General features: G+C 71.4%; 23 protein-coding genes. 4 read left to right on the top strand and 19 right to left on the bottom strand.

What is annotated here, in order from left to right; all coding sequences use genetic code 11:
• Nucleotides 1-270: 270 nt before the first annotated feature.
• The 6 genes from OIE67_RS09300 to OIE67_RS09275 all read right to left on the bottom strand — a co-directional run bounded on the left by OIE67_RS09300 (nt 271) and on the right by OIE67_RS09275 (nt 6,562).
• A complete protein-coding gene (locus OIE67_RS09300) occupies nt 271-1,869 on the bottom strand; it encodes a solute symporter family protein (RefSeq protein ID WP_326645280.1) in 1,599 nt (532 codons plus the stop codon).
• A gap of 17 nt (nt 1,870-1,886) precedes the next feature.
• Entirely contained in the window at nt 1,887-2,117 is a 231-nt protein-coding gene (locus OIE67_RS09295; RefSeq protein ID WP_407674833.1) for a DUF485 domain-containing protein, read from the bottom strand.
• 264 nt (nt 2,118-2,381) lie between these two features.
• A complete protein-coding gene (locus OIE67_RS09290; RefSeq protein WP_326638596.1) occupies nt 2,382-3,206 on the bottom strand; it encodes a carbohydrate ABC transporter permease in 825 nt (274 codons plus the stop codon).
• Nucleotides 3,203-4,090: a carbohydrate ABC transporter permease gene (locus tag OIE67_RS09285; RefSeq protein WP_326638594.1), complete on the bottom strand. Its 888-nt coding sequence runs from the start codon at nt 4,088-4,090 to the stop codon at nt 3,203-3,205. Before OIE67_RS09285 ends, OIE67_RS09290 begins: the two co-directional genes overlap by 4 nt.
• A complete protein-coding gene (locus tag OIE67_RS09280; protein ID WP_326638592.1) occupies nt 4,087-5,349 on the bottom strand; it encodes an ABC transporter substrate-binding protein in 1,263 nt (420 codons plus the stop codon). The genes OIE67_RS09285 and OIE67_RS09280 overlap by 4 nt, the downstream gene beginning before the upstream one ends.
• 55 nt (nt 5,350-5,404) lie before the next feature.
• Nucleotides 5,405-6,562, bottom strand: a complete 1,158-nt coding sequence (locus OIE67_RS09275; protein ID WP_326638589.1) for a trans-sulfuration enzyme family protein — start codon at nt 6,560-6,562, stop codon at nt 5,405-5,407.
• 11 nt (nt 6,563-6,573) lie between these two features.
• Here OIE67_RS09275 and OIE67_RS09270 point away from each other — a divergent pair, with 11 nt between their 5' ends.
• Complete coding sequence (locus OIE67_RS09270) at nt 6,574-7,569, top strand: LacI family DNA-binding transcriptional regulator (RefSeq protein WP_326638587.1); 996 nt, start codon at nt 6,574-6,576, stop codon at nt 7,567-7,569.
• A 346-nt stretch (nt 7,570-7,915) separates the two neighbouring features.
• Here the strand turns inward: OIE67_RS09270 and OIE67_RS09265 are convergent, their stop codons facing one another.
• Nucleotides 7,916-8,752 carry an inositol monophosphatase family protein gene (locus tag OIE67_RS09265; protein ID WP_326638586.1) on the bottom strand — a complete coding sequence of 279 codons (837 nt, stop codon included), beginning with the start codon at nt 8,750-8,752 and terminating at the stop codon, nt 7,916-7,918.
• Nucleotides 8,753-9,144: 392 nt separating this feature from the next.
• Here OIE67_RS09265 and OIE67_RS09260 point away from each other — a divergent pair, with 392 nt between their 5' ends.
• On the top strand, nt 9,145-11,406 hold the full coding sequence (locus OIE67_RS09260) for a helicase-associated domain-containing protein (protein WP_326638584.1): 2,262 nt from the start codon (nt 9,145-9,147) through the stop codon (nt 11,404-11,406).
• 6 nt (nt 11,407-11,412) lie between these two features.
• On the opposite strand, the gene OIE67_RS09255 is transcribed toward OIE67_RS09260, so the two are convergent.
• Genes OIE67_RS09255 through OIE67_RS09230 form a run of 6 tightly spaced genes read right to left on the bottom strand, consistent with a single transcriptional unit; the run spans nt 11,413 to nt 16,489 of the window.
• Nucleotides 11,413-12,900, bottom strand: coding sequence for a sodium/solute symporter (locus OIE67_RS09255; RefSeq protein ID WP_326638582.1), 1,488 nt, complete (start codon nt 12,898-12,900; stop codon nt 11,413-11,415).
• The gene (locus OIE67_RS09250) at nt 12,897-13,295 is read right to left on the bottom strand and encodes a hypothetical protein (protein ID WP_326638580.1); all 399 of its coding nucleotides are present in this window, start codon (nt 13,293-13,295) and stop codon (nt 12,897-12,899) included. Before OIE67_RS09250 ends, OIE67_RS09255 begins: the two co-directional genes overlap by 4 nt.
• Nucleotides 13,292-14,041: a LytR/AlgR family response regulator transcription factor gene (locus tag OIE67_RS09245; protein ID WP_106234564.1), complete on the bottom strand. Its 750-nt coding sequence runs from the start codon at nt 14,039-14,041 to the stop codon at nt 13,292-13,294. Before OIE67_RS09245 ends, OIE67_RS09250 begins: the two co-directional genes overlap by 4 nt.
• 33 nt (nt 14,042-14,074) lie before the next feature.
• Nucleotides 14,075-15,256, bottom strand: coding sequence for a histidine kinase (locus OIE67_RS09240; protein ID WP_106234562.1), 1,182 nt, complete (start codon nt 15,254-15,256; stop codon nt 14,075-14,077).
• A 49-nt stretch (nt 15,257-15,305) separates the two neighbouring features.
• Nucleotides 15,306-15,710, bottom strand: coding sequence for an HIT family protein (locus OIE67_RS09235; RefSeq protein ID WP_326638576.1), 405 nt, complete (start codon nt 15,708-15,710; stop codon nt 15,306-15,308).
• Nucleotides 15,707-16,489, bottom strand: coding sequence for a DUF1838 family protein (locus tag OIE67_RS09230; RefSeq protein ID WP_326638575.1), 783 nt, complete (start codon nt 16,487-16,489; stop codon nt 15,707-15,709). Before OIE67_RS09230 ends, OIE67_RS09235 begins: the two co-directional genes overlap by 4 nt.
• A 52-nt stretch (nt 16,490-16,541) precedes the next feature.
• On the opposite strand from OIE67_RS09230, the gene OIE67_RS09225 reads away from it, so the two are divergent.
• Both OIE67_RS09225 and OIE67_RS09220 read left to right on the top strand, forming a co-directional pair.
• Entirely contained in the window at nt 16,542-18,053 is a 1,512-nt protein-coding gene (locus OIE67_RS09225; RefSeq protein ID WP_326638572.1) for an MFS transporter, read from the top strand.
• Between the two features lie 4 nt (nt 18,054-18,057).
• On the top strand, nt 18,058-18,633 hold the full coding sequence (locus tag OIE67_RS09220) for a TetR/AcrR family transcriptional regulator (RefSeq protein ID WP_326638570.1): 576 nt from the start codon (nt 18,058-18,060) through the stop codon (nt 18,631-18,633).
• A 110-nt stretch (nt 18,634-18,743) separates the two neighbouring features.
• On the opposite strand, the gene OIE67_RS09215 is transcribed toward OIE67_RS09220, so the two are convergent.
• The 6 genes from OIE67_RS09215 to OIE67_RS09190 all read right to left on the bottom strand — a co-directional run bounded on the left by OIE67_RS09215 (nt 18,744) and on the right by OIE67_RS09190 (nt 22,391).
• Nucleotides 18,744-19,184, bottom strand: coding sequence for a protease inhibitor I42 family protein (locus tag OIE67_RS09215; protein WP_326645277.1), 441 nt, complete (start codon nt 19,182-19,184; stop codon nt 18,744-18,746).
• A complete protein-coding gene (locus tag OIE67_RS09210) occupies nt 19,184-20,227 on the bottom strand; it encodes a YihY/virulence factor BrkB family protein (protein WP_326638568.1) in 1,044 nt (347 codons plus the stop codon). Before OIE67_RS09210 ends, OIE67_RS09215 begins: the two co-directional genes overlap by 1 nt.
• A gap of 6 nt (nt 20,228-20,233) precedes the next feature.
• The gene (locus tag OIE67_RS09205) at nt 20,234-20,965 is read right to left on the bottom strand and encodes a DUF3618 domain-containing protein (RefSeq protein ID WP_326638566.1); all 732 of its coding nucleotides are present in this window, start codon (nt 20,963-20,965) and stop codon (nt 20,234-20,236) included.
• A complete protein-coding gene (locus OIE67_RS09200) occupies nt 20,962-21,342 on the bottom strand; it encodes a phage holin family protein (RefSeq protein WP_326638564.1) in 381 nt (126 codons plus the stop codon). The genes OIE67_RS09205 and OIE67_RS09200 overlap by 4 nt, the downstream gene beginning before the upstream one ends.
• 64 nt (nt 21,343-21,406) lie before the next feature.
• Nucleotides 21,407-21,571: a hypothetical protein gene (locus OIE67_RS09195; protein WP_181306909.1), complete on the bottom strand. Its 165-nt coding sequence runs from the start codon at nt 21,569-21,571 to the stop codon at nt 21,407-21,409.
• A 67-nt stretch (nt 21,572-21,638) separates the two neighbouring features.
• The gene (locus OIE67_RS09190; protein WP_326638561.1) at nt 21,639-22,391 is read right to left on the bottom strand and encodes a class I SAM-dependent methyltransferase; all 753 of its coding nucleotides are present in this window, start codon (nt 22,389-22,391) and stop codon (nt 21,639-21,641) included.
• Nucleotides 22,392-22,419 lie beyond the last annotated feature (28 nt).

The raw sequence follows: 22,419 nt of genomic DNA, 5'->3' as shown, positions 1-22,419 counted from the left end.
GCCCGTCAACCACTCCTTTCACTGCGTTTCCGTGTCGTTAAGGAGGTGCGGCGATGTGGGACGGCCACGGGATCGCGCGCATCTCCTGCCCTGCGGGCGATCCCGTACACGCGAGCCGGGCGAGCGGGCCCGGACACGCGAGAGGGCCCGGCCGGTGATTCCGGCCGGGCCCTCATCGGGCGGGCGCCCCAGGGGCAGGGGTTCGGGCGCCCTGTTGGTCAGCCCTTGTTGATCATGACATGTTGATCATGACCTGCTGATCGAGCGGGGTCAGTGCTTCGTGGCCTTCTCCGCGCCGACGCCGGTGAGCGAGCGGACCTCGATCTCGGCGTACTTGGCCGCGTTGTACTCCTTGCTGAGCACGGTGCCGATCCAGCCGCACAGGAAGCCCAGCGGGATGGAGACGATGCCGGGGTTGCTCAGCGGGAAGATGACGAAGTCGGCCGTCTTGAACAGCGCCGTCGGCCCGCCCGACACCACCGGCGAGAAGATCACCAGCAGCAGGGCGGAGACCAGGCCGCCGTAGATGGCCGAGACCGCGCCGACCGTGTTGAACCTCTTCCAGAACAGGCTGTAGAGGATCGCCGGCAGGTTGCCCGAGGCCGCCACCGCGAACGCCAGCGCCACCAGGAACGCCACGTTCTGGCCCTGGGCGAGGATGCCCAGGCCGATCGAGGCGGCGCCGATGACGAGGGCGGAGATGCGGGCCACCACGACCTCCTGGCGCTCGGTGACCTGGCCGCGCTTGAAGACGTGCGCGTACAGGTCGTGCGAGAAGCTGGAGGAGGAGGCCAGTGTGAGCCCGGCGACCACGGCCAGGATCGTGGCGAAGGCCACGGATCCGATCAGCGCCAGCAGGACCGTGCCGCCGAACGAGCCGAAGATCTCCTCACCGATCCGTTGCGCCAGCATCGGCGCCGCGGTGTTGCCCGCCGCGTCTCCCTCGGCGATCGCCGTCTTGCCGACCAGGGCCGCCGCGCCGAAGCCGAGGACCAGGGTCAGGAGGTAGAAGACGCCGATGATGCCGATGCCCCACAGAACCGACTTGCGGGCGTCCTTCGCGGTGGGAACGGTGTAGAAGCGGATGAGGATGTGCGGCAGGCCCGCCGTGCCCAGCACCAGGGCCAGGCCCAGGCTGATCAGGTCGATCTTGCCCGCCAGGCCCTGCGCCTCGGTGCCGTACTTCAGGCCCGGGCTGAGGAAGGCCCCGGGGTTGGCCTTGGGGCCGCTGACCGTGGCGGCCTGGCCGAGCAGGGCCGACAGGTTGAAGCCGAACTTGCCCAGCACCAGCAGCGTCACCAGGGCGGCGCCGCTCATGAGCAGCACGGCCTTGACGATCTGCACCCAGGTGGTGCCCTTCATGCCGCCGAAGACCACATACACGATCATGAGGGCGCCGACGCCGACGATCGTCCAGGCCTTGCCGGCCGGGCTGTGGATGCCGAGCAGCAGGCCGACCAGCGCGCCCGCGCCCACCATCTGCGCCAGCAGGTAGAAGATGCTGACCACGATCGTGGACACGCCGGCCGCCGTGCGGACCGGGCGCGGGCTCATCCGGAACGCCAGCACGTCGGCCATGGTGAACTTGCCGGAGTTCCGCATCAGCTCGGCCACCAGCAGCAGCGCCACCAGCCAGGCGACCAAGAACCCGATGGAGTACAGGAACCCGTCGTAGCCGGACAGCGCGATGATGCCCGCGATGCCGAGGAAGGACGCGGCCGACATGTAGTCGCCGCCGATCGCCAGGCCGTTCTGCACGCCGCTGAACGACCGGCCGCCCGCGTAGTAGTCGGCGGCCGTCTTGGTCTGACGGCTCGCCCAGAAGGTGATCGCCAGGGTGGCGGCCACGAAGGTGAGGAAGAGGATCATCCCCAGGGTCGTCGAGGTCACTGGGTCTTCTCCTCCACCTCGTGGCGCAGCTTGTCGGCGATCGGGTCGAGCACCTTCTCCGCGTGCCTGGCGTACGCCCACGCGATGAGGAACGTCGAGACGAACTGCAGCAGCCCGAAGATGAGCCCGACGTTGATCTCACCGAACAGCTCGATGGCCATGAACCCGCGCGCCCAGCCCGACAGCACCACGTAGAGCAGGTACCACACGAGGAACGCCACGGTCATGGGAAAAGTCCAGCGGCGGAAACGCCGTTTCAGTTCCTGGAACTCACTGCTCTCCTGCATTTGCTCATAGACCGATGCGTCATGTTCTTGTGTCGTCACGAGACCTCCACTGTGATGCGGATCACGCCCAACGTAAGAGCGCAACCTACCTGTCGTGGAGATCCGAAGGAGGGTTGTTCGCCGAGCCGCTGCGGGCGGGCGATTAGTTGGGGATGGCCTGCGGTGAAAGGTCTGTATGGCGCGATGAGCGGTCGGTCATCCCAATCACCCCTTTACAGCTCCCGCCGTCAGTCCCTCGACGATGTAGCGCCGGATCGCGGCGAAGAGCACCAGCGTGGGCACCACCGACACGACCGTGGCGGCGGCCATCGAGCCCCAGTCGATGTCGTACTGGGTGATGAAGGAGTTCATGGCCACGGGGATCGTCTTGGCGTCCTCGCTGTCGATGAACGTGATCGCCAGGAACAGCTCGTTCCAGCACTGCACGAACGCGAAGATGAACGTGGCCGCGATCCCCGGCAGCATCACCGGGATGACCACCCGCACCATCGCCACCAGCCGGGAGGCGCCGTCCACCTGGGCGGCCTCCTCCAGCGCCACCGGCACCCGCTCGTAGAAGCCGCGCATGATGATCGTGGCGAACGGCACCAGCATGGCCACGTACACCAGCATCAGCCCCGACAGGCGGTTGAGCAGGTCGAGGTCGGACATCAGCAGGTAGAGCGGCCCGAGCGCGATGAACAGCGGGATCATCTGGGTGACCAGGAACGCCAGCATCAGCAAGCCGCGCCCGGGGAAGGCGAAGCGGGCCAGCGTGTAGCCGCCCAGCACGCCGATCGCGGTCACCGCCGCGGCCGCGGCGAGCGAGACGAGCAGGGAGTTGAGCAGGTACGCGCCGAAGTCGGCGAACGAGAACAGCTCCGCGTAGTGCTCGAAGGTCGGGTTCGCCGGCCAGTACCGCAGCGGCACCGAGAAGATCTCCGGCTTGGGCTTCAGCGAGGTGACGACGATCCAGTACAGCGGGAACAGGGTGATGAGCAGCCAGGCGCCGAGCACGACGACCTTGGCCGCGAGCGCGAGCCGCCTCATCGGGCCTTCTCGAATCTCGTGGCGTTCAGGTAGAAGACGCTGAAGGCCAGCAGCAGGCCCAGGATGAGCAGGCCGACCGCGCCCGCCCGGCCGTAGTCGCCGCCGATGACCTGCTGGATGAGGAACGTGGTGATGATGTCGGTGCTGCCGGCCGGGCCGCCGCCGGTCATGGAGTAGATCAGGTCGGGGAAGTTGAGGATCCAGATGATCCGCAGCAGCACGATCAGCGCCAGGGTGGGCCTGATGTGCGGCAGCGTGACGTGCCAGAACTGGCGCAGCCGGGAGGCCCCGTCGACGGACGCGGCCTCGTAGAGCTCCTTGGGGACCGACTGCAGCGCGGCCATGATCATGATGGCGAAGAACGTGACGCCGTACCAGATGTTGGCCACGATCACCGAGGTCATCGCCCAGCCCGGCGTGGCCAGGAAGCCGATGCGCCCGTCGATGATCCCCGCCTTGAGCAGCAGGTCGTTGATCACGCCGAACTGGCCGTTGAACATCCACCGCCACAGCAGCCCGATCAGGAACCCCGACATCGCCCAGGGGAAGAAGACCCACGCCTGGTACAGCCCCCGGCCCCGGAAGTGGCGCCGCAGCAGCAGCGCCAGCCCGAAGCCGAGGAAGAACTGAAAGAACAGCGACACCGCGACCCACGTGCCGGTGTTGCGCAGCGCCGTCCAGAACCGGTCCTCCCCCAGGACGGCCCGGAAGTTCTCCAGGCCGACGAAGGGCGTCGAGGTCAGGTCGAACAGGTTGTAGCGCTGGAACGCGATCACCGCGCCGCGGATCACCGGGTAGTACGTGAACAGGACCACGAACACCACGCCGGGCAGCAGGCACAGCGCGATGAACCGGGCCCTGCGGACGGTGAAGGTGCGGTTCACGACACCTTCTTGGCCTGGTCCGCCCAGAAGGCGTCCCACGCCTTCAGCACCTCGGCGGTGCTCTTCTTACCGGTGATCAGGGCCTGCACGTCACGGTCGGAGTCCACCAGGAACTGGCTCCAGCCGGGGTAGTCGACCGGCCTGATCGTGATCACCTGCTTGGGGTCCTGCTGCGCCTCCAGGTACGCCTTCCACGCGCCCTGCGAGAACTGCGGGTCGCTCTGCGCCTGCTTGGAGATCGGGATGAGCGAGTTGCCCTTGGCGAAGGCGATGCTCTGCTTGGCCTCCGACAGGAACTGCACCAGCTTGACCGCCTCCTTCGGGTGCTTGGTGAAGGAGGTCGCGCCCCAGCCGGCGTAGCCGACGGGCTGGAAGGCGTACCCGCTCGGGCCCTTGGGGATGGGGGCGGTGGACCAGGCCGTGACGCCGCTCTCCTCGACCGTCTTGATCACTTCGGGGTCCTGGATGAGCATGCCGGTGACGCCCGAGGTGAAGCCCTGGACCATCTCCGGGTAGCCCCAGGAGACGGAGTCGGGCGGTGATGCCTCCTTGAAGATCTTCACGTAGAGGTCGAGGGCCTGGGTGGCCTCCGGGGTCGAGAAGATCGTCCGCTTGTCCTTCAGATAGAAGGATTTTTCAGGATCCAGGGCCTCACCGTTGTACGCGCTGATCATCATCACCGCGTAGTCGGCCCCGCCCTTGCCGCCCCGGAACGAGTAGCCGAAGCGGTCGGCCGAGGTCATCCGCTTGCCCGCCTCGTACAGCTCCTGCCAGGTGGCCGGGGGCTTGGTCATGCCGTAGTCGGTCCGGTAGAACAGGGTCCGCTGGTAGAACCCGTACGGGATCAGGTAGGGCTTCCCGCCGACCTCCACCGCCTTCGTCCGGGCCAGCTCGGTCAGGTCCGACCAGCCGGGCCAGTCCGTGGTGGGCAGCTCGGCCAGCCAGCCGTTGTTGGAGAAGGACTTGGCCGTGTGGTCGCGCACCTCCAGCACGTCCAGGTCCTTCTTGGTCTGCAGGATCTGGGTGATCTTCTGGTCGGCGCTGTCGAGGGGCGGCGAGACGAGTTCGACGCTGACGCCGGGATTGGCCTTCTCGAAGTCGGCGATCAGGGACTTGATGAGTTTCGTACGTTCCGGGCTGGTCAGGCTCTCGATCATCCGCAGCCGTACCTCGCCCGAGGACGACGAACCGGAGCCGCCGCACGCGGCGGACACCAGCGTCACGGCGACCACGGCCGCCAGGAGGAGGGGGTTTCTCACGACGAGCCTCCCGCGATGGTTCAGACAGCGCTGTCAGTCACGCGCTGCCATCACGCTAGGCGACCAGCCCCTCGAGCGCCAGACCGAGATCCTTGATCAAAGTGTCCGCGGGCTCCAGGCCGACCGAGAGCCGCACCAGACCGACGGGGATGCCCATCGTGGCCCGCACACTCTCCTCGGTGGACAGCGCGGGTGCGTTCACCAGGCTCTCGAACCCACCCCACGACACCCCGATCCTGAAATATCGCAATTTATCGAGAAAAGCTGCGACCTTCTCCCGCGACTCCGTGTCGAGCTCCACGCTGAACAGGCTGGAGAACCCCGACATCTGCCGCAGCGCGACCGCGTGCCCCGGATGCGACGGCAGCCCCGGATGGTTCACCGCCCGCACCCCCGGATGATCGTTCAGGAAGGCCGCCACCGCCAGGCCGCGCTCCTGGTGCGCCGCCATCCGCACCGGCAGCGTGCGCAGGCCCTTGATCACCTTGGCCGCGTCGTGCGGCGACATCGCGGCGCCGTAGAGCTGGTACTCGGTCAGCGCCAGCGGCCTGACCAGCCGGGCCGGGCCCACCACGACGCCGCCGACCAGGTCGCTGTGCCCGCCGATGTACTTCGACAGCGAGTGCACGACGAGGTCCACCCCCATCGTCAGCGGCTTCTGGAACAGCGGCGTGGACCAGGTGTTGTCCATCACCGTCACCAGCCCGTGCTCCCGCGCCCACGCGGTGATCCCGGCGATGTCCACGACCTGGTAGGCCATGTAGGAAGGGGACTCGAAGTAGAGTAGGCGGGTGCTCCCCCTGATTGCGCTGTCACATTGCGCGAGGTCCTCGACATGTGTGTGCGTGACCCCGAACTTCTCCAGATAGCGCAGGAACTGGGTGGTGGGTCCGTAGACGGCGCCCAGCACCAGCACGTGGTCCCCGGCCGACACGAGGGAGGAGATGGTCGCCGAGATGGCGCCCATGCCCGAGCCGAAACACTTCGCCCGCTCTCCCCGCTCGAGCGCCGCGAGCTTACGCTGGGCGAGGTCGACCGTCGGGTTGGTCCCCCGCCAGTAGACGTAGCGCTCGTCCTCGTTCTTGATCGCCTCGCCGAGTTCCTCCGCGGTCTCGAACGTGAACACCGAGTTCTCGTACACCGGCGGGTTGACCGCGCCCAGCACCCACGGCTCGTCCTCGCCCAACCGGCCACAGATCCAATCGTCATCCATGGGGGCAGACTATGACAGCTCGCACGCCTAAGCCGACGATGGCCGACGTGGCCAGGCACGCGGGCGTGAGTCTCAAGACCGTCTCCCGGGTGGTCAACCAGGAGCCGCACGTCCGGACGTCCCTGCAGCAGCGCGTGCAGGCGGCGATCAGCGCGCTCGGCTACCGCCGCAACGAGGCCGCCGCCCGGCTGGCCAGGGGCGCGACCATGCTGACGCTGGGGCTGGTCATGGAGAACATCTCCAACGAGTTCTACTCCCGCCTCGCCGCCGCCGTCGAGGCCGCCTCCGCCGAGCACGAGGCCCTCGTCGTGTTCGGCTCGTACGAGGAGAGCGCCGCCAAGGAGCGCATGCTCATCGAGACCATGTACGCGCGGGGCGTCGACTCCCTCATCATCGTCCCCTCGGCGGCCGACCACAGCTGGCTGGCCGAGCACGCCGGTCTCACCACCGTGTTCGTGGACCGGGTGCCGTCCGGGCTGAGCGCGGCCGACGTCGTCCTGCTCGACGACGTGTGGGGCGGCCGGGCCGCCACCGAGCACCTGCTGGCCCACGGGCACCGCCGCATCGCGCTGATCTCCGACGACGACGGGCTGAGCTCGGTGCACGATCGGGCCATCGGCTACCGTACGGCGCTGGCCGCGGCCGGTGTCCCCGCCGACGACGAACTCGTGGTGCGCGGGGTGTTCGAGCCGGCCCGGGTCGCCTGCGAGGTCGGCCGGCTGCTCGGCCTGCCCGCCCCGCCGACCGCGTTCTTCGCCACCAACAACCGGGCCGCGATCGGGATCCTGCAGGCTCTGCGGGAGCGGCCCGAGCGGCCGGCGTACGTGGGGTTCGACGACTTCGCCCTCGCCGACGTGTTCAACCCCGGCGTCACCGTGGTCCGCTACGACGTCGCCCGCCTGGCCCGCAGCGCGGTCGACCTCCTGCTCAACCCCTCACGGACGGCGCGGCGGGTGAAGGTCCCGGTCGAGCTCGTGACGCGCGGCTCGGGAGAGATCCCGGCCTGACTCCAAGAGGGGGTCAGGTCTCGGCATGCCCCCGTCTGAGCCCGCCTTCGGGCGGGTGATCACCCGGCTGTACGACTTCGGGGCCGGCTCTAGGAGAAGAGCGATGTCCGAGAGCGACGATGCCGAGGCCTCCTGGGAGGTCGCCGATCCGGACGTCTACCTGGACGTGCCCATGGTCAAGGTCGAGGAGATCACCCTCGACGTGCAGGACCTGCGGGCCAAGGTGTCGCTGCAGGCCGAGGTGCTGGACCTGCTCCGGCTGAGCCTACCCGGCCCGCACCTGAACCCCGGCCCGAATAGCGAGCCGGCCCGCACCCGCACCCGACCACCAGCCTCCGGCCGAACTCTAGGTCGGGGTGCCTGGACCGGCGGGAGTCGTGCGGCCGGTTTCGTAGGCGTCGTGGAGGACCGAGGCCAGTTCGTCGGCCAGTTCCGGGCTGGCCGCGACCACGCCGCTCCAGCGCCTGGTCAGGTCGGTGTCCAGGCCGATCGGGCGGCCGAACACATCCCTGACCGCCCCGCCGCCCGCCTCGGCCAGCACCACGGAGGCGGCGAGGTCCACCAGCCGGTGCGTGTCGGTGGCGGCGTCGGCGAAGGCGTCCGTCGCCCCCTGGGCCACCAGGGCGCCCTCCAGGCAGCTCGTGGACAGGATCCGCACGCGGCCGGCCCGGCGCGCCACCTCCCACCACGCCGAGGCCGCCCCCGGGTTCGCGGGATGGGGGCGCAGCAGGGAGACGGCCGCCCCGGGCAGGGACGTGCGGCCGGTGGTGCGCAGCGGGGACGGCGTGCCCGCCTTCGCCCACCAGCTCCGCCCGGTCTCCAGCCAGACGGTCAGCGCCTCGATGAACACCCCGTCCACGGCCACGGCGGCCGAGAACGCGGACAGGGGCACGCCGGCGGCGGCGTTGGCGGACCCGTCCACGGGGTCCATGACCAGGGTCAGCGCCGAGCCGTTGTCGACCCAGCCGGTCTCCTCGGTCAGCACGTTGACCGAGTGGCGGGACAGCGCGTTCAGGATGGCGTTCTCCACCAGCACGTCGATACGCATGGTGGGAGTGCCGTCGGCACCGTCCCCCACGACCTCGGCCAGGGCGGCGCGGTCATGCTCCGCGGTGGCGACGCTGTACGCCTCCAACGCGGCGGACGCGGCCGCCGCCAGCGCGGGCTGAGCCTCCCCGGGCACCCCGACCACCCACCCATGACCTCGCGCCACAGATGAGCCGACTCGCCGAGATGCGGCGGGGCCGCCGGCGCGCGACACGGGCGAACCGCCGGCGCGCGGCGCGGAGGAATCGCGTTCCCGTGCCGCTGGGGCGGGGCTGGGATCGTCGGGTCGTTCGGGCCCGTCCGTTGCCGGCATCGCCGTCCTCCCTCTCCGGAAGTCCGCGTCCCGGGAAGTTCGCTGCCGAAGCTCGCTCCCAGAGATCCGCCAGGTGAAGTCCCGTTGGGCGGACGCGTCCCCGACCTCGTCATACCCCTGCGGCCGGGGAAGCCTCACTCACCGTGACGGTCGTGTGTACGGCCGGGCACACGAACCGGGCGGCGGAGCGTCAGCCGCCGCACTACAGTCGGATCGTGGCTCTTCTCCCCCCGGCGCTGACCCAGATCCTCCGCAACAGGCCCGAGCTCGCCGGGGCGCCCTCCGTGGACATGCTCGAACGGCTGCTGGACCGGCCCGAGCTGGCCATCCCCGTTCTGCTCGACCTCGACGCCGACTGCCACGTCGTCAGCCAGGCCATCCAGGCGGCGGGCGGCGCCACCACCCGTGAGGCGCTGGCCGGTCTGCTGCACGACCCGCTCGACCGGCTCGGCGAGGTGCTGGACACCATGGCCGGACACGGCCTGATCACGCTCGACAGCGGTCCCGGCGGAGGCGGCGGCTCAAGCGGCGGCTCAGGTCGCGGCCCCGACGGCGGCTCCGACGGCGGCGGCCCCGACGGCGGCATCGTGCGTTCGCGGCACCCCGCCGGGCTCTGGCAGCATCCGTTCGGGCTGGGCAGGCCGCTGCGGGAGTTCGGGAAGACGGTCACGGCCGAGACGCTGAAGACGATCGTCAGGACGTTCGGCGGGCAGCCGGCCGGGCGCAAGGCCGACCTGGTGCGGCAGGCCGAGGAGCTGCTGGCCGACGGCGCGGCGGTGCGGGCCCGCGCGGCCGGGCTGCCGGCGCAGGCGCGGGCCCTGCTGGAGTCGATGGCCGCCGGGTCTCCCGTGCTGGCCGGCACGCAGTTCGGCTACGGTCCCGTCCCCCGTACGCAACCCGTCCAGCGCCTGGCGGACGCCGGGTTCGTGATCCGCGACGGCTGGGAGTACGAGCTGCCCAAGGAGATCGCGCTGGCCCTGCGCGGCGACGCCTGGAAGCCGGCGCTGACCGGGCAGCCCGAAGTGCCGGTTGGCCCCGTCCCCGAGAGCGACGGCGTGGACGTGGCGCTGGCCGCGATCGAGCGGGCGCGGGCGCTGGCGGAGCTGGCCGCGACGGAGTCCGTGGCCGAGCTGAAGTCCGGCGGTGTGGGCGTGCGTGAGATCAGGCGGGTGGCCAAGGCGCTCGGCCTGCCGGAGCGGGAGGCCGTGCTCTGGCTGGACGTCGTCTTCGCGGCCGACCTGATCGGCTCCGAACAGGGCGAGCGGCTGATCGCCACCACGCTCGTGGACGACTGGCTGGAGCGTCCGGCGGGCCGGAGGTGGCGGGCGCTGGCCGAGAGCTGGCTGGGGCTGCCGCAGGCGCCCACGCACCGCGTCGTGGGGTGCTGCGAGGAGCACATGACGCCACTGCCGCCGCCGTACGAGTTCGCGTGCGAGGCGGGCCGGATCCGGCGCGCGGTGCTCCAGACGTTGCGTACGCTGCCCCCTGGCATGGGCGCGGAAGCGGACAAGATGGGCGAGGCGGTGGCCTGGCGCACGCGGGCGATGGCGGAGGCGCCGGAGGCGTCCGCCGAGTTCGTCGCCGCGGCCCTGCGCGAGGCCGAATGGCTCGGCGTCGTGGCCGGCGGGGCCCTCACAACGCTTGGACGGGCTCTGCTCGACTCCGGCGACGTGGACGGCCTCTTCCCCGCCCCGGTGACGACCGTGACCCTGCAGAACGACCTGACCGCCGTCGTCACCGGCGTCCCCTCCCCCGAGCTGGCCGCCTTCCTCGACCTGGCCGCCGACCTCGAATCGCGCGACCGGGCGAGCGTGTGGCGCTTCTCGGAGGCGAGCGTGCGCAGGGCGCTCGACCAGGGCACGGACGCCGAGACGCTGCTGTCAGGGCTGGACCGCTTCTCCGCCAAGGCGATCCCGCAGCCGCTGAGTTACCTGGTCACCGACACGGCCCGCAGGCACGGCACGGTCAAGGTCGCCGCGGCCCCATCTGTCGTGATCGCCGACGACCCCGCCGTCATCACCGAGTTGTGCGCCGCGAAGGCGCTGCGCAAGCTGGGCCTGCGGCGGATCGCGCCGACGGTCGCGCTCGGCCCGCTGCCTCCCGGCGAGACGCTGCGGCTGCTGCGGCAGGCCGGTCACACCCCGGTCGGTGTGACCGCCGACGGGACGATCCAGGCCGAACGTCCCCAGCGCCGGCGTCTCCCGGTCGAGCCGAGCCCCGACGAGGCGGGCTTCGACGCGGAGGCCGCGGCCCGGGTCATGTTCGGGGGTCCCGCCCGGCCCGCGCCCGGCTCGGCCGAGCAGGCGCTCCAGGACGCGGCCGTGACCGGCGAGCCGATCGTGATCGTCTGGCGGCGGGGCGAACACTACATGGACGGCCTGGAGTTCGGGCCGGGCACGGTCATCGGCTACTGCCACGACTGCGACGACATCCACCGGATCGAGCGGGCCAAGATCAAGAAGGCGCACCCCCTGTGACACGCCCTACGACGAGCGGGGCCGCCAGTCGCCGCGGTCGAGGTCGAGGTTCTCCGGGGTGTGCAGCCTGACCATGGTCCTGGCCGTGCCGGGCGGCACCCGGTGCGGCGTCAGGAACGACACGGCCACCATCACCGCGAACGCGATCGGCACCGTCCACGCCGCCGGCTGGGCGAGCAGGGCGCCCGCCAGGCCCGACGCCGGGCCGCCGACGATCGTCACCAGGACCGCCGCGCAGGCCAGCCCGCCCCCGACGAACAGCCCGGCCACGGCCCCCGTCGTGGACAGCCGCCGCCACCAGATGCCGAGGACGAGCAGCGGGCAGAACGACGAGGCCGCCACGGCGAAGGCCAGGCCCACCACGTCCGCCACCGGCAGCGCCCGCGCCCACAGCGCCAGGGCCAGCGGCACCGCCACCGCCATCAGGGTGGCGATCCTGAACGAGCGCACCCCGCCCTTGAGCAGGTCCTGGGCGATCACCCCCGCGACGGACACGGTCAGCCCCGAGGACGTGGACAGGAACGCGGCGAACGCGCCCGCGGTGACCAGGGCGGTGAGCAGGTCGCCGAGGGTGCCGCCGATCATGCGGGCGGGCAGCGTGAGCACGACCGTGTCCGTGCGGACCAGGTCGGGGGCGTACATGCGGCCCAGCCAGCCGTACACGGTGGGCAGCAGGTAGAACGCGCCGAGCAGCGAGAGCACGACCAGCGTCGTCCGGCGCGCGGCCCGCCCGTCGGGGTTGGTGTAGAAGCGGACGAGCACGTGCGGCAGCCCCATGGTGCCCAGGAACGTGGCCAGGATCAGCGAGTACGTCGAGTAGAGCCCGTACTCCCTGACCCCGCCGAGCGGCGTCTGCCAGGTGAGCGCGTCGGCGGCGCTCACGGCGGGCGCGCCGTCGGCCCGCCAGGCGAGCAGCAGGAACACCAGCGGCACGGCCAGCGCGGTCAGCTTCAGCCAGTACTGGAACGCCTGCACGAACGTGATCGAACGCATGCCGCCCGACAGCACGTTCACCGCCACGACGACGGCGACGAGCAGCCCGCCGACCCAGACGGGCGCGCCGGTGATCGTGCGCAGCACGAGCCCGGCGCTCTGGAACTGCGGCATCAGGTAGAGCCCGCCGATGAGCACGACGAGCACGCTCGCCGTGCGGCGCACGGTCATCGACTCCAGCCTGGCCTCGGCGAAGTCGGGCAGCGTGTACGCCCCCGACCGCCGCAGCGGCGCCGACACCAGCACCAGCAGCACGAGGTAACCGCCGGTCCAGCCGACGGGCAGCCACAGCATGTCCACGCCGAAGGACAGGATGAGCCCGGCGATGCCCAGGAAGGAGGCCGCCGACAGGTACTCGCCGCCGATGGCGGAGGCGTTCCAGAGCGGGCTGACCGTGCGCGAGGCGACGTAGAAGTCGGATGTGGTGCGGGAGAACCTGATGCCGAACGCGCCGATGAGCACGGCCGCCAGCATGACCACGAGCACCGCCGTCAGGCTCATCGGCGCTCGACCAGCTCGGCGAAGTGCCGCTCGTTGCGCTCGGCCTGGCGGACGTAGAGCCAGGCGCCGATGACGAAGGCGGGATAGATGAGCCCGCCCAGCACCGCCCACGGGAGCGGCACGCCGAGCAGGTGCACCTCGCGCAGGTCGGGCAGGAGCAGGAACAGCAGCGGCAGGCCGCCGATCACGCAGGCCAGCACCGTGCAGACGAACAGGGCCAGCCGGAACTGGGTGCGCAGGAGCGAGTGCATGTAGACCTCGCCCAGCCTGGTCTGCTCGTCGATCTCGCGCAGGGCCGGGTAGCGGGGCCGGCGGGCGGCGGCCGTCCTGGGGCTGGTGACGGTGACGCGGCGGGGCACGTCGGAGCGCCGGCCGGGACGCGGTACCTGGCTCATTCCTGCCTGCCCTTCCTGGCCCGCCGCACCAGCAGGTCGCGCAGCTCGCGGGTGTGCCGCCGGCTGACCGGCAGCTCGGTCTCGCCCACGCGCACGGTGCACCGGCCCGAGTCGATGTGCAGCTCCTCGATGTGTTTGACGGCCACCAGGTGGCTGCGGTGCACGCGGATGAAGCCCGCGGAGGCCCACCGTTCCTCCAGGGTGGCCAGCGGGATGCGGACGAGGTGGCTGCCGGCGGCGGTGTGCAGCCGCGCGTAGTCGCCGTGGGCCTCCACGTAGATGACGTCGGCGCTGGAGACGAAGCGGGTCACGCCGCCCAGTTCGACCGGGATCGTGTCGCTCTCGCCGCCTTCCACGGGCACGTCGGCCGAGACCGCCACCCGCCTGATCGCCTCGGCCAGCCGCTCCGGCCGGACCGGCTTGAGCAGGTAGTCCTCGGCCTTGATCTCGAAGGCGTCCACCGCGTGCTCCTCGTACGCGGTCACGAACACCACCCGGGGCGGGTTGGCGAACTGCGACAGCAGCCGGCCGAGCACCACGCCGTCCAGGCCGCGCATCCTGATGTCGAGGAACACGGCGTCGATCGGCCGCCCGTCCGCGATGGCGCGGTCCAGCAGCCGCAGCGCGGCCGCGCCGTCCCTGGCCGTGGCCACCTCGCCGATGCGGGGATCGGCGCGCAGCAGGTACGACAGGTCTTCGAGGGCCGGCAATTCATCGTCGACCGCCAGTACCCGGAGTTGTGCCATAGACAGTGACTAAACCGACAACAAAGATCGAGGTCAACGGGCGGAGACGCCTGGGTGATATTTCGGCAACCGGATGTTGACCTTGGTGCCCGCGCCGCCGGCCGTTTCGACGACCAGACCGTACTCGTCGCCGTACACCTGACGCAGCCGCTCGTCCACGTTCGCCAGGCCGACGCCGCCCGCTGGAGCGATGTCACCTGCGAGAATGCGGCGCAGTCGCTCGGGGTCCATGCCGAGCCCGTCGTCCTCGACGCTGATGCGGCACTCCGCGCCCGCGTCCTCGGCGATGATCGTGATCCGGCCGACACCGTTCTTGCTCTCCAGGCCGTGCCGGACGGCGTTCTCGACCAGCGGCTGCAGGCACAGGAACGGCACCGCCACCGGCAGCACCTCCGGCGCGATGCGCAGCGTCACCTGAAGCTGGTCGCCGAACCTGGCCCGCTCCAGGATCAGGTAGCGGTCGATCGAGCGCAGCTCCTCGGCCAGGGTGGTGAACTCGCCGTGCCTGCGGAAGGAGTAGCGGGTGAAGTCGGCGAACTCCAGCAGCAGCTCCCTGGCCCGCTCGGGGTCGGTGCGGACGAAGGAGGCGATCGTGGTGAGGGAGTTGTAGATGAAGTGCGGGGAGATCTGCGCGCGCAGCGCCCGCACCTCGGCCTCCATCAGTAAAGTGCGCGAGCGGTCGAGCTCGGCCAGCTCCAGCTGCGAGTCCACCCATCCGGCGACCTCCTGCGCGGCCCTGACGAGACCGGCCGAGGCGTTCTGCCCGTAGGCGGCCAGCGCACCGACCACGCGGTCGTCGGTGGTCAGGGGCACGACCACGGCGTGCCTGACGGGGCATTCGAGCAGGTCGCAGTCGATGGTCAGGACCTGGGTGCGGCCGTCCTTGAGCGTCGCCGCCGCGTGCTCGAACGCCTGGTCGGCGTGGTGGTCGTCGCCGGCGCCGTCGTAGACGAGCAGGCGTTCGCCGTCGGTGATGGCGACGGCGGCCGAGCCGAGCAGGGCGCGCAGGTGCCGCGAGGCGCGCTCGGCGCCGTCGGCGGTCAGGCCCGCCCGCAGCGGCGGTCCGGCCATCGAGGCGGTGTGCAGGGTCTCGAACGTGGCCCGCTCCGCCGGGCTGGTGCCCAGCTCCCTGCGGCCGCGCATGACCCGCCACAGCACGATCGACGGCACGCCGACGAGCACCGCCACGACGACCACGTCGACCAGGTATTCCACGCCGCCTGAGCCTAGTGCCTGACGGTGGGCGGGCGGCGGGCCCGGCGGCTCAGAGTGCCGCGCGGACGCGGGCGGCGAAGGACTCGGCCTCCTCGGCGGAGTCGTACTTGGTGCGCGGCCAGAAGAAGCCGCGCAGCCCGTCCTTCTTCTGCCGGGGCACCACGTGCACGTGCAGGTGGGCCACGCTCTGGCTGACCCGGTTGTTCATCGCGACGAACGTGCCGCCGGCCTCCAGGCCCTCCTCCACGGCCCGGGCCATGGTCTGGACCCGCTCGAAGAACGGGCCCACCTCGCCGAGGTCGGTGAGCGTCTCGACGTGCACGCGCGGCACGACCAGCACGTGACCCTTGAAGACCGGCCGGACGTCGAGGAAGGAGACGGCGACCTCGTCGGAGCTCACCACGTGGGCGGGCCGCCGGCCGGCGATGATCTCGCAGAACAGGTCGTCGCTCACCGGCCCACCTCACGGGTGGTGCCGTCGCCGAAGGCGGTGAGGTCGTCGCCGAAGGCGGTGGGGGCGTCGCCGGTGCCGGTGGGGGCGTCCCTGAAGGCGGTCCAGCTCGTCACGTTGGGCGCCGACCAGCGTGCCGGCGCGTGCAGGAAGTGCTCGCCGACCCGTTCGCGCAGCCGCTCGGGCACCTCGGCCACCTTGGCGCCCCTGCAGTGGTAGACGAGCCCGCCGCCGCGCTGCGCCATCGCCATCCACGGCAACCACGGCGAGACCCGGCACCAGGAGAACACGCACGGGACGTCCGGCACGCCGGACTCCAGGTCGGCGGCCGAGACGAAGAACTGGAACAGCTCCAGCGCCCGGTACGTGTCACTGGCCGAGTTGTCCGGATAGTCGGCGACCTTGAGCGGCGAGGGGTAGGCCAGCCGCACGTCCACGTTGTAGACGACCTGGCCGCCGAGCCGCGTCTCCGGCACCGGGTAGGCGCCGAGCCGCTGGTTGACCGGGTCGTTGAAGACGTGACGCACCTCGACCGCGCGGCCGGTGAACGGGTTGTCCCAGGTGTCGAGCACCTGCCTGGTCACCGGATCGAGGTAGAGCGCGGCCTCCCTGGTCAGGAGCTGCCAGCCGGTGCCGGTCTCGACCGCCCTGGCCACGTTGAGCCCCTCGAACCCGAACAGGTGGTGCGGCCCGTCGTCGTCCTGGACGCCGTAGACGTCACCGGTCCAGTACGAGATCACCTCCGCGCCGTCGGACGAGGCGCGGACCCGGATGAAGTCCATGATCTGCAGACTAGCCGACCACTTAGCGACACCCTGTTGCTATGTTGGGGACATGGTGTCGCAAACAGGGCGGAGCCGGCGGCAGAGCTGGCTCCCCCTCTTCGTCCTGGGCGCCGGCATGTCGATGATCGTCATCGACGCGACGATCGTGAACGTGGCCGTGCCGGCCATCATGGGTGACCTCAAGCTCTCGGCCACGGACGTCGAATGGGTCAACTCGATCTACTCGCTGACGTTCGCCGCCCTGCTCATCCCGCTCGGCCGGATGGGCGACGTGCGCGGCAGGCGCAGGACGTTCGCGCTCGGGCTGGCGGTGTTCCTGGTGGCGAGCCTGCTGGCCGCGGCGGCGGGCAACGCCGCGCTGCTGATCGGCGCGCGCGTGCTCCAGGGCGCCGGCGCGTCCATGGTGGTGCCGATGACGCTCGCCGTCGTCAACGCCACCTACACCGGCAGGCGCAGGACCATCGCGTTCGCCGTCTGGGGCTCCATCATCGGCGGCATGGCGGCGCTCGGGCCGCTGCTCGGCGGCTGGGTGGTGACGGACTTCGGCTGGCGGTGGGCGTTCTGGGTGAACCTGCCGATCGGCCTGCTGGTCCTGCTCGGCACGCTCAAGGTGCCCGAGTCGCGCGACCCGGCGGCCGGCGGGTCCGACGTGCCCGGCGTGCTGCTGTCGGTGACCGGCACGTCGGCGCTGGTGTTCGGGCTGATCGAGGGCCAGCGGTACGGCTTCTTCGGCTGGACGCCGATCCCGTTCGCGTTCGCGCTGGCCGTGCTCGCGCTGACGGGCCTCGTCCTGGTCGAGCGTTCCAGGGCACGGGCGGGCCTGCCGGTCGTCCTGGACCTGTCCCTGTTCAGCATTCCCTCCTTCCGGTACGGCGGCGCCGCCGCGATGATCGTCTCGCTCGGCGAGTTCGGCCTGATCCTCGTGCTGCCCCTGTTCCTGCAGTCGGCCATCGGGTTCACCGCGTTCACGACCGGCCTGATCATCGCCTCGCTCGCGGGCGGCACGTTCCTGGCCGGCGGCCTGGTGCCCAGGCTGCCGGCGACGCCGCGGGTCATCGTCAGGATCGGGCTCGCCATCGAGGCCACCGCGGCCGTCGCGATCGGCCTGTCCGTCTCGCCCTCGCTCGGCCCGTGGACGCTGGTGCCCTGGCTGGTCCTGTACGGGATCGGCATCGGCTTCGCCTCCGCCCAGTTGCCGAACGTGATGCTGGCCGGCGTACCCGCCAGGCAGTCCGGCGCCGCCTCCGGCCTGCAGAGCACGATCCGCCAGTTCGGCGCGGCCGTCGGCATCGCGCTGCTCGGCACCGTGCTGGTCACCGGCCTCGAATCGGCCATGGCCAGCCGGCTGCCGGACCAGCCGCAACTGGCCAGGGCCTTACGCGAGAGCGCCGGGGCGGCCGTCGCCTCCATCAGGGACCCCGCGCGGCACGCCGCGGCCGTCGCGGCCGCCGCCGAGGCCACCCGGCGGGTCACCGTCGCCACGGGGCTCGTGCTGCTCCTCGGGGTCGGGGCGACGCTGCTGCTGCCCGATACTGGAGGCAGGCGACCCGAGGAGGAGTGAGGCGGTGCCGAGGATCAGCGCGGCCACGGTGGCCGACCACCGTGCCGGCCGGCACGCGGCCCTGCTGGCGGCCGCGCTGGAGATCCTGGTCGCCGAGGGCACGGCCGGGCTCACCCCGGCCGCCGTCGGGGCGCGCGTGGGGCTGGCCCGCTCCAGCGTCTACCGCTACTTCTCCTCCACCGCCGACATCCTGGCCCAGCTCGTCGAGGACGCCGTCCCGCGCTGGCGGGCCCGCCTGGCGGGCGTCACGTCGGGGCCCGGCGACCTGCGCGAGCGGGTGCGCGAGTTCGGGGCGGTGACGCTGTCGTTCGTGTCCAGCCCCGACTACGCGGTGCTGCGCGCGGTGGTCTCGGCCGAGCTGCCGCCCGGCTGCCGGGTCCGGCTCGACGAGCTGCACGAGACGATGATCGCCCCGCTCCGCGACGTCCTGGCCGAGGCCGGCCACGAACATCCCGACCTGGTCGCCCACCTGGGGTGGAGCATCCTGGGCGAGGGGCGGCGGCGGCTCGCGGCGGGCGCCGATCCCGAGGTGGTCAGGGAGACGACGCTCGACGTGCTCTGCCGCGCGATGGCGGTCTGAGACCTGCCGTCACGGGGCCTGCCGTCACGGGGCCTGCCGTCACGGGGCCTGCCGTCACGGGGCCTGCCGTCACGATCCGGGGCGCGGGCGCTCGTCGCGCGTCCGGGGGCTCATTCCGCCACGGTGACGGCGAAGATCGCCTCGCCTGACTGCTGTCTGCTGTCCTCCGTGGACGGCGTCCTGGCCTGGCCGCACCGCCAGCAGTCGAACAAGCGCACCTCGGTCGTGCCCGGCCGCTTGCCGTTGAAGACGAAGTAGCTGGTGCCGCCCGAGCCCGGCGCGTCGCTCTCGCTCTCGCGCTCCTTGCTGATGAACGAGGCCACCTTCGCGTCCGGCACCTCCGCCAGCTCCCAGCTGTCGCCCACCGACGGGTTGTCGGGGACGGCCAGCGAGAACCGCTGCCCCGGGCGCACCCGTACCTGCACGGTCGCGCCCTTCGAGCCCTTGATCACCTTGCCGTAGTCGCTCACCGCGGACCCGGCGCCGCACGCCGTCAGCGGCGCCACCAGGGCCATCAGCAGGGCCGGCAGGACGGCGGCCGTTGCACGCATCACCCGGGCAGGTTATCGGCCTTCGGCGGATCGCGCGGCACCGCGTACGGCTCGCGCTCCACGGGCTCCCCCGCGGCGACCCGCCGCGCCCTGACCAGTTCGGCGTCCAGCTCGGCACCGAGCAGCAGCGCCATGTTCGACAGCCATAGCCAGATCAGGAACACCACGACCGCCGCCAGCGCCCCGTACGTGCGGTCGTAGGAGGAGAAGCGGGCGACGTACAGGGCGAAACCGCCGGAGACGACCAGCCAGAGCACCACCGCGAGCAGGCCACCCGGCGTGATCCAGCGCATGCCCGGCTGGCGCACGTTGGGCGCCGCCCAGTACAGCACCATGATCAGCCCGGCGGCGGCGAGCGCGAGCACCGGCCACTTGAGCACGTTCCAGACGGTCACGATGGCGTCGTCCAGGCCCAGCGCCTCGCCCGCGACGGCGGCCAGTTCGCCGGTCAGTGTCACCGCGACGGCGCCGACCGTGAGCAGCACGGTGGTCAGCACCGTCAGGCCCAGCCGCAACGGGGTGGTCTTCCAGAACGGCCGGCCCTCCCTGATGTCGTAGATCGCGTTGGCCGCCCTGATGAAGGCCGCCACGTAGCTGGAGGCCGACCAGAGGGCGACCAGCAGCCCGATCACCGCGACGGCGCTCGCCGCGCCCGCGCTGCCCTCGACCGCACGCACGCCGCCGACGATCAGCTCGCGCACCTCGGCCGGCGCCACCGCCACCAGGCTGCCCACCACGGCCTGCGCGTCCTGCCGGCCCAGCAGGCGGAACAGCGACACCAGCACGATCAGCGCGGGGAAGATGGACAGGACGGCGTAGTACGTGAGCCCGGCCGCGAGGTCCTGGACCCGGTCGTTGCCGAACTCGGCGACCGTGCGCCGCAGCACGGCCCACCACGCCCTGCGCGGTAACTCGCCCGGCCGCTCGGGAACGTTCCCGGAGCTGCTCCGGGAGTCGTTCCCCGAGCCGGCCGGGGGGTCGTTCAGGGGGTCGGACCCGGAGTTGTTCCGGAAGTCCTTCCCGGGGTTCGTGTCGGGGGACATCGGCGGTTACTTGGCGCGCCGGCGCCTCATCATGCGCCGCACCACGAACGCGACCACCACGCCCGCCAGCGCGACCAGCATCACGGGCCGCTTCCTCGCCTCGGCCGCCACGTCCTTGACCTGGTCGGGCGTGCCCGCCTTGACCTTCTCCGCCACGTCCGCGGCCCTGTCCCTGACCACGTCGGCCGCGCCGGCGGCCCGGTCCCTGGCCAGCTCCGCGGCGTGCCCTGCCTTGTCCTTGGCCAGCTCGGCCGCGTGCCCTGCCTTGTCCTTGGCCAGCTCGGCCGCGTGTCCCGCCTTGTCCTTGGCCAGCTCGGCCGCGTGCCCGGCCCGGTCCTTGGCGACCTCGGCCGCGTGCCCCGCCCGGCCCTTCACGTCCGTCTTGGCCGCCAGCGCGCTGACGGTCTCGCCCAGCTCCTGCCGGGTCTTCTCGATATCTCTGCGCACGTCGTCCTCATCCTCCTGGTCGTCGTCCTCCCCGCGGGCCCCGCCCATGGACTCCTCTTCGGTCCGATGGCTCCCGGCGGCCTCGGACCGTTCGTCCGGGATGGGGGTTTCGGGAATGAACGTCTCGTGTTCCTGCCGGGCCACCTCGGCCCGATGCGCGTTCTCCGCCGCGCCCGGTCTGGTCGGGGGTACGTTGATCGACTCGTGCTCGGTCGGCATGCCCACGGTCGCTCTGCGGGCGCCGACGTTGCCGGCGTGCTGCTCGCTGTATCCGGGGTCCGTCTCGCTCATCGCCGTGCCCTCTCCTTGACCATGTCGATGTCGGCCTTGACGCTCGCGATGGTCTCTCGGGGGACCGGCGGCTTGGCCTGCTTGACCTCGTTCTTGCCGAAGAGCCCGAGGAGGGCGGCGACGATGAACAGCACCACCGCCACGATGGCGGCGGCCGCCCAGCCGGGCAGCACGAGTGCGAAGAGCATGACGACGGCGGCCACGAGGGTCGCACCGCCGAAGAACGCGGCCGCACCGGCCGCGCCGAACAGGCCCGCGCCGAATCCGGCGCGCTTGCCCTTCTCCGCCATTTCCAGCTTGGCCAGGCGGAGCTCGTCCTTAACGAGCCGGGAGACCTGCTCGGAAAGGTCGTTGACCAGTTTGTGGGTGTCGTTCACGTCGATCGCCTCCTCCGCTGAGGAAGGCGACTACCCAGACGACCGGCCTTATATCACGGGCCGTTCAGCGCTTGGCGGCCCTGATCAGGAACTTGAGGACGGACGTGACGGGGTCCTTCTCGGTCCCGCACCAGTTGTCGGGCTGCTTCGGCCTGCTCCACGGGGACGGGAGCTCGCACGAGGGAGCCTGCGGCTTCGGCCGCTCACACCACGATCCCGGAGTGTTCATACCTCTATGGTACGACTTCGCGGGCCGCCGAGCCGGGCTTCGCCGCCGTCCGCTCCGCCTGTCCCGCTCACCCGCTCCTGACCTGGCAGATCAGATGGGTCAGGGCCGCCACCCGGCGGTAGGGGTCGGTCCTGCCCGCCTGTTCCTCGGCCGCCAGCAGGTCGTAGAGGTCGTCGGGCACGGGCTCGTCCTTCGGCACGGCGTCGCTGAACACGCGCACGCCGTACCACCGCCGGACCTCCAGCCCCTGGGCCGCCAGCCGCCCCGTCAGCTCGTCGAGCCGGTCGGCCCTGGCGTCCACGCCGAGCCTGTTGCGATAGCCCGTGCCCTCGAACGCCCGCACCGCACCCGTCCAGTCGCGCATCAGGCCCGGCCGCATGGCCAGGGCGTCGCCGTTGCGCACCAGCAGCGACAGCAGGCCGCCGGGGGCGAGCTGGCGGGCCATGGCCGCGATGAGGGGGTCAGGGTCGTCGAAGTACATCAGCACGCCGTGGCAGAGCACCGCGTCGAAGCCGCCCGGCTCGAACAGCTCGCCCAGCCGCTCGGCCTCGGCGTGCACGGTCCTGACCCGCATGCCCGGCTGGATGCCGGCCTCCAGCAGGCCGAGCAGCTCGCGCGAGGCGTCGAGCGCGGTGACGTGGTGGCCTCTGGCGGCCATCCTGAGCGCCTGCGTGCCCTGGCCGGAGCCGACGTCGAGGATCCGGCAGGGGGTCGCGGGAAGGTGCCCGGCGAGCTGCCGGGTGACGAGCTCCTGGCGGACGACGTCCCGCAGGGTGCCCAGTCCCTCGCGCCACCTGTCCTCGGCCCCCGAGAATCTCATAGCCGGATCCTACGGGAAACGATCTCCG

The sequence above is a fragment of the Nonomuraea fuscirosea genome (assembly GCF_035917475.1).
Lineage (GTDB): Bacteria > Actinomycetota > Actinomycetes > Streptosporangiales > Streptosporangiaceae > Nonomuraea > Nonomuraea fuscirosea.
Note: the sequence above shows the minus strand (reverse complement) of the source record. Positions and strands in the feature narration are given on the sequence as shown.